Source organism: Candidatus Margulisiibacteriota bacterium, from assembly GCA_028706105.1.
Taxonomy (GTDB): Bacteria; Margulisbacteria; Riflemargulisbacteria; order GWF2-35-9; family DYQY01; genus DYQY01.
Genome location: JAQWCF010000072.1, coordinates 1 through 10014, shown reverse-complemented (window position 1 = coordinate 10014; position 10014 = coordinate 1). Strand labels below are relative to the sequence as shown.

General features: G+C 33.9%; 9 protein-coding genes. 7 read left to right on the top strand and 2 right to left on the bottom strand.

Features of this window, described 5'->3' with window-relative positions; translation table 11 throughout:
• Positions 1-47 precede the first annotated feature (47 nt).
• On the top strand, positions 48-503 hold the full coding sequence (locus tag PHF25_07560; GenBank protein MDD4527872.1) for a hypothetical protein: 456 nt from the start codon (positions 48-50) through the stop codon (positions 501-503).
• Positions 504-518: 15 nt separating this feature from the next.
• Here PHF25_07560 and PHF25_07555 read toward each other — a convergent pair whose 3' ends face one another.
• A complete protein-coding gene (locus tag PHF25_07555) occupies positions 519-1730 on the bottom strand; it encodes a DegT/DnrJ/EryC1/StrS family aminotransferase (protein ID MDD4527871.1) in 1212 nt (403 codons plus the stop codon).
• A 23-nt stretch (positions 1731-1753) separates the two neighbouring features.
• Here PHF25_07555 and PHF25_07550 point away from each other — a divergent pair, with 23 nt between their 5' ends.
• The 4 genes from PHF25_07550 (at position 1754) to PHF25_07535 (ending at position 6890) form a co-directional block, all read left to right on the top strand.
• Entirely contained in the window at positions 1754-2479 is a 726-nt protein-coding gene (locus PHF25_07550; protein MDD4527870.1) for an ABC transporter ATP-binding protein, read from the top strand.
• Positions 2480-2488: 9 nt separating this feature from the next.
• Positions 2489-3544, top strand: coding sequence for a SufD family Fe-S cluster assembly protein (locus PHF25_07545; GenBank protein MDD4527869.1), 1056 nt, complete (start codon positions 2489-2491; stop codon positions 3542-3544).
• Complete coding sequence (locus PHF25_07540) at positions 3544-4287, top strand: class I SAM-dependent methyltransferase (GenBank protein MDD4527868.1); 744 nt, start codon at positions 3544-3546, stop codon at positions 4285-4287. Before PHF25_07545 ends, PHF25_07540 begins: the two co-directional genes overlap by 1 nt.
• A 71-nt stretch (positions 4288-4358) precedes the next feature.
• Complete coding sequence (locus PHF25_07535; GenBank protein MDD4527867.1) at positions 4359-6890, top strand: hypothetical protein; 2532 nt, start codon at positions 4359-4361, stop codon at positions 6888-6890.
• Positions 6891-6896: 6 nt separating this feature from the next.
• Here the strand turns inward: PHF25_07535 and PHF25_07530 are convergent, their stop codons facing one another.
• Positions 6897-7532, bottom strand: coding sequence for a methyltransferase domain-containing protein (locus PHF25_07530; protein ID MDD4527866.1), 636 nt, complete (start codon positions 7530-7532; stop codon positions 6897-6899).
• A gap of 147 nt (positions 7533-7679) precedes the next feature.
• Between PHF25_07530 and PHF25_07525 the strand changes: the two genes are divergently transcribed.
• Together PHF25_07525 and PHF25_07520 are read left to right on the top strand one after the other, a co-directional pair.
• The gene (locus tag PHF25_07525) at positions 7680-8816 is read left to right on the top strand and encodes a Na/Pi symporter (GenBank protein MDD4527865.1); all 1137 of its coding nucleotides are present in this window, start codon (positions 7680-7682) and stop codon (positions 8814-8816) included.
• Positions 8817-8843: 27 nt separating this feature from the next.
• The gene (locus tag PHF25_07520) at positions 8844-9983 is read left to right on the top strand and encodes a PhoU domain-containing protein (GenBank protein MDD4527864.1); all 1140 of its coding nucleotides are present in this window, start codon (positions 8844-8846) and stop codon (positions 9981-9983) included.
• Positions 9984-10014 lie beyond the last annotated feature (31 nt).

Genomic DNA, 10014 nt, shown 5'->3' with positions numbered 1-10014 from the left:
GATAATAGAGCTATTGATGTTATTGCCAAAAAAGAAGGAGTTATTATATGCCAAAATTAAAAGAAATTTTTAAGTTAATAGATAAAATGATAGAAAATGGCAACAAAGACTATTCTGATATTATTGTGGCGGATCTAAATGAAGATTATTTTTGTAATTACGATAACCAAAGAGTTATAAATAGTTTTTTGTTTAATTTCTCGAAAATACAAGACAAGATTGGCTCCAAGTTATTTAAACATGTTTTGTTTGAATTAAAAGAGATTAATGATTATACAATTCCCATGAAAGATGTTGTAAATATATTGGAGAAACTTGAGATTATAGAGTCTGCAGATGATTGGGATAAGCTGAGGGAAATAAGAAATATTTTGTCTCATGAGTATCCTGATAGTATTGAGGAAAGAATACAAAATATTAAACTAGAGTTAAATGGTTATGAGCTTATGATGAATTTATATAGAAAATTAAAAGAATATGCTGTAAAAATGAAAATCGAATAATGTTAGGTTTCTGCCTTATTTAGATAATAACAATAAGTTTTTTATCTCCTTAACAACTCGTTTAGCGTCAGCTATTTTCATTTTAGAAGAACAAGGAATAGATATAGTTTTTTCATAATAACTTTCAGTCACAGGGAAATCTTTTTCGTTAATATTAAACTGTTTGTAGAAAGGATGTTTGTAGACTGGGATGTAATGGACTTGAGTTAGAATATTTTTCTCTCTTAATTTCAACATAAACTCTGCTCTAGAAATATTAAATTTCTGCCAATCTACCAAAAGCGTAAATAAATGGTAACTGCTTTTTTGCCACTTTTGTTCGTGTACGAAATCAACGCCATCAATATTAATAAAGTTAGCTTGATAATATTCGGCAATTTTTCTTTGTTGGGCAATAAATTTATCAAGCTTTTTTAATTGAGAAGAGCCAAGCACACATTGGAAATCAGTTATTCTATAATTAAAGCCAAGATTTTGCATTTCATATGACCAAGGCGCTTCTTTGGATTGCGTTCCTTTTATTCCATGGGTTCTAAGTACTCGACATTTTTCAGCAAGTTCATCATCATTAGTCGTTATTGCTCCGCCTTCACCAGTAGTTAGGTTTTTAAGAGGATGAAACGAAAGAATGCTAGCATCGCTATATTTACAGCTACCAATTTTTTGCCAACTATTGCCATCAAAATATTCACTCCCAATAGCATGGGCAGCATCCTCGATAATTATTGAGTTAGGGTGCAGTTCTCTAAGTTTTTTTAAATCAACAGGAAATCCTCCGAAGTGGACAGGCGAGATAGTTTTAAGTTTGCCAGTTTTAGGTATATTGATATTCATGATGTCTAAATTGAAGTCGGAATCACTAATATCTGAAAAAGCTGGAATGCCACCAGAATAGACTACTCCGTTAGAAGTTGCCACAAAGGTGTTGGGGGAAGTAAGTCCTATTTCGCCTTCTACATATCCTACTGCTAGGTTAATTATATGTAGTGCCGCTGTTCCATTACAAACAGCTATAACATGTTTAACATCTAAATATTCTGCAATTTCCTCTTCAAATTTCTTGATGGCAGGCCCTTGAGTGAGGTATGGGTCTGAAAGCGATAGAAAAACTTTAAATTTATCTAACAATGAGATGTTTTGTGTATTGTAGGGAATGGTTTTCATATTTAAATATATTAGCAAATAATATTTAGGATGCAAATGAATAACCGTTTGTTTTTGATACACGGATAACCTATAATTGCTTTAAGATGTTAGAAACTAAAGACCTTGTTGTTTCCATAGCAGGAAAAACTATTCTTAAGGGGATTAATTTAACTATTCCTGCTGGAGAGACTCATGTAATGTTTGGACCAAATGGTTGCGGAAAGTCGTCTTTAATGATGGCAATCCTTGGCTATCCTCAATACAAAGTGGAGTCTGGTCAGATTTTTTTCAAAGGTCAGGATATTACAACTCTTCCTATTAATGAAAGGGCAAGCGCTGGCATCGGTGTTATGTTTCAGCATCCACCTGCAATTAAAGGTGTAAATTTAAAGTCTTTTTTAAAGAAAATAAATGAGGATAATTATTCTATTCATAAAGGTTATATTGAGACATTAAAGTTAGAAGCATTGGTTAGTAGAGATATTAATGACGGGTTTTCAGGCGGAGAACGTAAAAGAAGCGAGCTTTTGCAGTTAATGATTCAGTTGCCAGACTTTATCATGCTAGATGAACCAGAGTCAGGTGTTGATATAGAGAACATGAAGATTGTCGGTCAAGTTGCTAGGTCTCTAATTAAAGAGGGACACCTAAAAAAGAGAATCAGAAGCTCTTTAATTATTACTCACACTGGCTATATTTTGGACTATTTGTCAGCAGACAAAGGCTATATGATGATGGACGGCAAGATAGTGTGTATGGGTAATCCGAATGATATGTTTAAGACGATACAAGAACACGGGTTTAAGGCTTGTGCGGATTGTAAGATATAAGGGTGTGAAGTGAAAGATAATATACAAGAAATTGTGAGTGAAAGTGGAATAGTTATTGAAAACAAAACAGCTCATCATAAAGACGTTGGGCTAGTAGATGTTGAATATTTACCGTTAAAAGCTGCAATGAAGAAGTATCCTCAATACAAAGATAAATTATGGAATTTGGTGGCTAAAGACAAAAACGACATTACCAAGGAAGTTTTTGCTGAAGGCGACACCAATGGTATTTTTGTTCTGGCTAAGAAAGGTTCAAAAAATATAGTTCCATTAAAGACATGTTTTTTGATTAACCAAAACGATTTAGACCAGAAGATTCATAATTTATTTGTTGTAGAGGAAGGTGCTGAGCTACATATAGTTAGCGGTTGCTCTGTTGATAGTAAATCGAAGAAGAATTTCCATAAAGCTGTTACTGAAATGTATGTGGGTATAGGTGCCACATTAACATATACCATGATTCATGATTGGAATAAAGATACAGAGGTTTTGCCTGTAACTGCTATTAAGCAAGAGGAAGATTCTGTGTATATGTCTAATTATATTACTTTTGAGGCTGTAAAGAGAATGAAGTCTTGCCCAACTGTTGTGGTTGGTAAAAATGCTAAATGTTTTATGAACTCAGTTATTTTTGCTCCAAGGGGTTCATATTATGATGTGGGAGGTAAAGTTATTTTAGAAGGGGAAGGCTCTAGTGCAGATATTATTAGTAGAAACGTAACCTCAGGTGGCACAGTTATAATGCCTGCAATTATCGAGTCCAAAGCTGGAAAGACAAAGGGACACATTGAGTGTTCCGCCTTGATGTTAGAGGAGGATTCTATTTTACATGCTATCCCAGAGCTCAAGACAGAGACTCCGGATGCAGAGCTTACGCATGAAGCTGCAATAGGAAAAATATCTCAAGATGAACTTAATTATTTGATGTCTAGAGGGTTAACAGAAGAAGAGGCACAAAATATAATTATTCGAGGGTTTTTGAATATTGAGATTCAGGGTTTGCCAGAGAGTATAATTCAACAAATCCAAAAAGCAACAGAAATGGTAGAGAAAAAAGGGTTCTAATGACAACAAAGAGAAACATAACTGATTATAACGATACCGAGTACGAGGCTGACTTTTGGGGAAGTAGACAATATGAGGATTTGGTTGAGAAGGATGTTTTGCAAAAGTTTCTTGCTGACAGCTATGATAATTTTTTAGACCTTGGTGCTGGCTTTGGCCGATTGGCGCCTGTATATAAGGACCGTTCCCAGAAAGCAACTCTTCTTGATTATTCCGACAAACTTTTAGCTAGCGCTAAAGAAAAACTTGGAAAAAACAAGAACCTTAGTTTTGTTCAAGGAAGTTTTTATGAGCTACCGTTTGATAATGAAACCTTTGATGGTGGCTGTTCTGTAAGGGTAATGCATCATGTGGAAGACCCCGATACATATTTTAAGGAGCTAAATCGAGTTTTAAAAAAAGATGCAGAATTTATCTTGGAAGTTGCTAATAAAAGAAATTGGTTAGAAATAATAAGAAAATTATTAGGAAAGAAGGATGCCCTTAACCCCTTTACAAGAACACCAGAGAATAGAAGCATAAAAGGTCTTACTTATAATTTTCACCCTATCTATATTAGTGAAAAATTATCGCAACATGGGTTTATTGTTGTTGCAAAAGTTGATTCATCGCTACTTAGGTCTCCGCTATTAAAGAAAGTTGTGGGACAAAGCAGGCTAGCATCTGTTGAAAAGCTAATTCCTTTTTGGATGAGGAAAACAGCGTACACTCCAAGTTTATTTCTTAAAATAAAGAAAATATAAACTTAATACGTAGTTAACGTGGAATAAGCAGTCTTCCGTACGATATATTTATATAGAGGAGGGATAATTGTATGCTTTTTAAAGTAGTTAGCCTTGATTACCTTAAATCAATTAAAAAAGCAGTGACTACTTTTCTATCTTTTGAGTCACAAAAAATGGGGCCTATTACTAGAGATATGTATGATTATTACAAACAGCTGATGCTCCAGACTTATGTGCATTCGCAAGGATTATCTTTCGAAGAAACATGCAAAATTAGTGCTATGGTTGAATCTTTTCTTGCTCAAATTACTGGGTATCTCCAAGTTAATGCTCCGATAGCTTTTCCTGAAAATGGCTTTTTCCCTCAACGAGGCTATTCAAGGGGGCGGGAGAACCAAGAGGCGTTATTGAGCTTCTTAAATAGCTCTGGTTTAAGGTTTGAAGGGAACAAGCTTGCTGCTGACACTATTTTTATTAATCGTAAATTTGTGGATAATTTTCATAATAGAATAGTTATTGAGATGGGTGATAGCAATGATGAAAAGTTAGGTCTGAGTATCAAGCAAGCTATCAAGGATCTCTTAAAGAGTTCAAAAGATGTCTCAGGCAGTAACTTTTTTGTAGAATTAGTTTTTTCTAAGGATAAAGAAATAGCAAAGAAGCAAAAAGCAATTGCTAATGATGTGTTATTGAAATACTTGAAAGGATTTCAGGTTAAAGATTACAATTTACTAATCTTTGAATATGGCCAAAGTTGTGGTCTTTTAACAATGGAACCTTTGATTATAAGAGGAGAATTTGGAAACTTAAAAAGTTTGTTATCTAGGCATGGCGCAATTCTTGATGCCAGGGTTTTGGCTAACAACTTAATGAGAAAAGTGGAACCAGCAACACCAGAGTCCTTAACGCACGAACAGCTAAAAGGTGCCGCAGAGTATTTTAATGTAAAAAAAAGAGCAACAAATAATGCTATAGAGTCTCTTGAGAAATTGTTAGAAAATTTTAGCAAGAAGAGCGTTCGCTCTTTAGATGAAGTAGAGTTTGTTCGGCATTTGTCTTCAGGGATGGTAAAAGAAGCATTAACAGATATTAAGAACACCTATAATGAGCTAAATGATGTTCAGAAAGAGTTTGTTTCTGGAGTTTTAAGAAGATTAGAAAACATATTAACTAATCATAATAATATTGATCAGTCATCAACCAGAATTAAACAAGAAAGGTTTAAATATCTTTTAATTGCTGAAGAATTAGCTATTTTGCATGCTGTTTTTGATACCAAACAATCAGCAGAGCAGTATCTTAAGGAAGATAGTATTTTAGATATTCCAGGGTTAAGAAGAAATTCCTTTATATATAATAGTGGCATGTCGGCGTTATCAGAGATGATGCAGGAATTAAAGCCTAAGTTGGTTAGAAATATTTCCGCTGTAGTAGATGAAAACGTATATTATGAAATGCCTGAGATGTTCAAGGACATTTTTGGAAAAGAGCAAGTTATTGAAAAGTTTGCTGATCATAATGGCTTTTATGGCGACATAGCTTTTTTTGATATGCATCCCAATAATCCAAACAGCGTGCTAATTAAAAATGTAACAGTGCAAAAAATAATTGATGATTTGTCAGGGATTGATTTTTCTCTAAGAGACACAAAACTTAATCTCGTAATAGATGTTTCCACACATGGCATGTATGACGGGGAAGTTTTAGAGTTACTTAATAGTCCTTTAATTTTAAAATTAATATTAGAAAACAAGTTGATTGTTGTGACCTTACAGAGTTTGGCAAAGTTTGGTAGTTTAGGAACAGATAAATTCAATGGAGCAATTATAAATGTTTATGATTCTGGAAAGAGTGAGATAAGTGATAACCTTCAAAAAAGAACAGCCAGCACTAACGTTGTTAGAGGTAGCATAGCAGATCGTTATTTTAAAATGCTTTTTTCTTTGGGTCCCAATGTTCATGCTGAATTTGTCAGTAGGGCAAGAGTTAATGCAAACTTGCTCTATAAAATGTTAAGAGAAATAAATAAGATACTTTATGGTGAAAGAGAACTTAAGTTTTTGCAAGAGAATCAGGACCCCAAGCTTATTTATATTTCCCTTAAATACGCACCATACTTTCCTCAATATATGAAAGGTGGGATTATTTCAGATAAGGTACAAAAAGGCTTGTTATATGCTATAAGTGTTTATCTTTCTCGGGTGAGAAACAATGAGCTGTTAGTTAATACAAGAAGTGGTTTTGGTTTTATTGAGTCAGCTGTTTCATGTTGCGGAGAGAGCCTTAGATTTATGTTAGGAGCAGGCGAAAGCAAAGAATCTTTGGTTCAATATGCCGAAATTTTGCTAGGAGTAGAGCAGATACTTAATGATAACATTGACATTATTTCTAGAGACAAGAAAGCACTTGATGAATTTTTATCTGGTGATTGTTTGATGTTATTTCAGGACAAGGAATCTAAGTATACAAGCGTTAGTGCTTTATTTGAGTCAGGCAACAGTAATGATGCTAGGGAATTTATCCGACTAGTGGAAAAATCGAACTATCAAAATAGTGTGAAACAAAGGGATATTTTGTATTTAGAGTTGCAAAGAATATATTATGGCGAATTAAAAGAATAACAAAACTTATAAATAAAATTTGATTAGTTTATTTTTAACAATAACTTTAGAAAAACCAATATTATTTTGTATCCATTTAATAGTTTCCTTTTGGTAAATAAATACATGAGTTGGGTCATCTTTATAGTACCATTTATCAAAATTTATAGAGTCATCATAAATAGCTGTCATACAAAAAAGAGCACCCTTGGGCTTCAGTAGGTTTTTTAGTAACAGAAACTCTTTTTTAGGATCATAAAAATGTTCTATCACTTCACAGCAAGCAATGTAGTCATATTTATCGTTAAGTAGTTCGATAAAATTGTGAAAGAAAGGGTCATATTTTTTTATCTTATATCCGTGATCAATTAATATTTTAGAGATAACTGGTCCCGTTCCTGCCCCAAAGTCCAGACCACTTTCGTTCTTGGAGTATTCCTTAAGAATAGCGTTAGTTATTGGCGATACAAAATTTTGGTATCTGGCATCATTGACGTCATTGTTGTGTGTTTCATATCTTTTTTTTTCGGCGACAAAACCTAGCAAGTCAGCTCTTGGTCGAAATATTCCGTCACAAACAGAACATAGATAGAAGTGCTGGTTACAAAAGTTTTTACTTGAAGAGTTACATAGTGGGCATAAATGAATATCTTTATCAGTCATGAGTTTAAATTTTAACATATATAGCGAGAAATAGTCTTAATAAAAGGAGGTGAATTGTTACGAAAAGATTACGAAATATTAAGCTTTTATTTCATTTAGAAATTTATATTTTTGCTTTATTGAATTTTTGCTACACTTGTTCAAGTAATGAGAAAGAGAAAATCAAATACAGTATTGGTTGGCATACGATTAGCCTCAGTTTTGGGTTTTCTTTATATGTTTTTGGTAAGTATTGGCCTTATGGGTCTTGCCTTTGAAGGTTTCGGAGAAGGCTTTGCAAATGCTCTGTTAACAACTACCTCCAACCCTTTTGTTGGGCTTTTTGTTGGAATACTCGCAACTAGTATTGTTCAAAGTTCTTCCACAACAACCAGTATTGTAGTGGGAATTGTAGGGTCAGGGATACTTACGGTAGGGAATGCTGTTCCTATTATTATGGGCGCAAATATCGGCACAACTGTCACCAGTATGATGGTTGCGCTTACTAACGTTACAAGAAGAGAAGAGTTTAGAAGATCTATTGCTGGTGCAACTGTGCATGATTTTTTTAATTTAATCTGCGTTATAATCTTTTTTCCCTTAGAACTGATGACTGGTTTTCTTGAGAAATCAGCAGTTTTTCTTGCTAAAGTTTTTGTAAATTCAGGTGGCATTAAATATACAAGTCCGGTGAAAACTATGACAGCTCCAACAATAAACTTCTTAGAATCAGTATTAAAAGATTTTTTTCAGCTTAGTGGTAATTTTGCTTCTATATTAATGGTTTTGTTGTCTTTTGTGATTTTATTTATATCTTTGTATTACATTGTAAAAATAATGAAGACATTGATAATGAGTAAAGCCGAAACCATGCTCGATAATATCCTTGGTACGCACAGCATTTGGGGCATACTTCTAGGGCTCTTTATTACTATCTTTGTTCAGAGTAGTTCCATAACTGTTTCCTTGTTAGTTCCTTTAATAGCAGCCGGAATTGTCTCTTTAGAACTAGTCTTCCCCATAGTTGTTGGGGCAAATATTGGGACAACAACAACTGCCATTCTTGCCTCTTTTGCTACGGGAAACATCTCAGCAATTACTATAGCCTTTGTTCATTTTTTGTTTAATGTAGCAGGAACAATACTGATTTATCCTATCAAGCCTATTAGGCAAATACCATTAAAACTTGCGAAAGCTTTTGGAGAACTTGCCTTTCGAAAACGAAGATATGCGTTTATTTATGTTATTACTACTTTTTTTATTTTGCCTTCATTGCTAATATTAGTCTTTAGGGTTTTTACTTAGCACAACATCCAAAAGGAGGATTAGCAAATGTTTAAGAATTTATTTGATATCTGGAAGGGTAAGGCTTTTATTGATAAAGTTCACGATGATTTTGCCTCTATGTTAGAACTTGCGGAAAAAATGTACAAGGAAGCACAGTGGTTCATTTTTGTAGATGACACAAGAGAAGATATGCACAGTGAGATTTATGCGATGGATAGAGACATTAATCAACTAGAAAGAAATATTAGGACAAGGGTGTTGGAACATCTTGCATTGCAGCCAGCCGCTGATGTTTCTGCTTCTTTGATAATGATTAATGTTACGAAAGATGCAGAGAGGTTGGGCGATTATATAAAAAACGTAAGTGAAGTAAGGGGTCTTTTAAAGGGACCAGTTAATCAAGAGATTTATCGAGAGTTTTTAGGTGAAATAGACGAACAAATTTCTGAGATGTTTATTTCTTCAAAAAAAGCTTTTTTGAATTCAGATGAGGAGCTAGCAGCACAAATAGGTAATCAAAAAAAGATTTTAGCTAAGCAGTGTGAAGAAGTTATTCAGAATATTGCTAATAGCAAAATGAAAGCTAGAGAAGCTGTTGTTTATGCATTATTAGCTCGTTACTATAAACGACTTGTTTCTCATCTTGGCAATATTGCGACAACTGTTATTCTTCCATTTTCTGATGTTGGATATTATTCTTTTAAAAACATCGCCAAGGCCGATACTGTCATGGTTCTTTGTTCTGAAAATAAAAGCAGATCTCAGTTGTTTGAAGCTATTTTTAGGAGCCTTGCTGGAGATAAGCTTAAAGTTATCAGTGCTGGAGCAACCGCAACAAGCGTTCATCCTTTAGTAATAAAAGTTTTAGCAGAAATTAATATTAGTGATAAAAGACTTATTTCTAAGAAGCTGGGTGTTATGAACATTGAAAAAGATGCGTTGGCTCTGATAGATGAAAACGGAAAGAAGTTGGAGTATCGTTTATCAGAACTTAGTTCAGTGATTACTTTATGTGATTCTGCGAACGAGTCTTGTCCTGTATTCCCAGGTAAGGTTCGCAGAGAACACTGGCCTATTGACGACCCTGGAAAAAATCAAGGGACAGATGAGGAATTGTTGGCTTATTTTAGGATCGCTCGAGACGATATTTTTGCTAGGATACAAGAGTTTTTAGCAAGGGGTTAGTGTCTAAAATTTAGTTATTGTTTTTTAGATA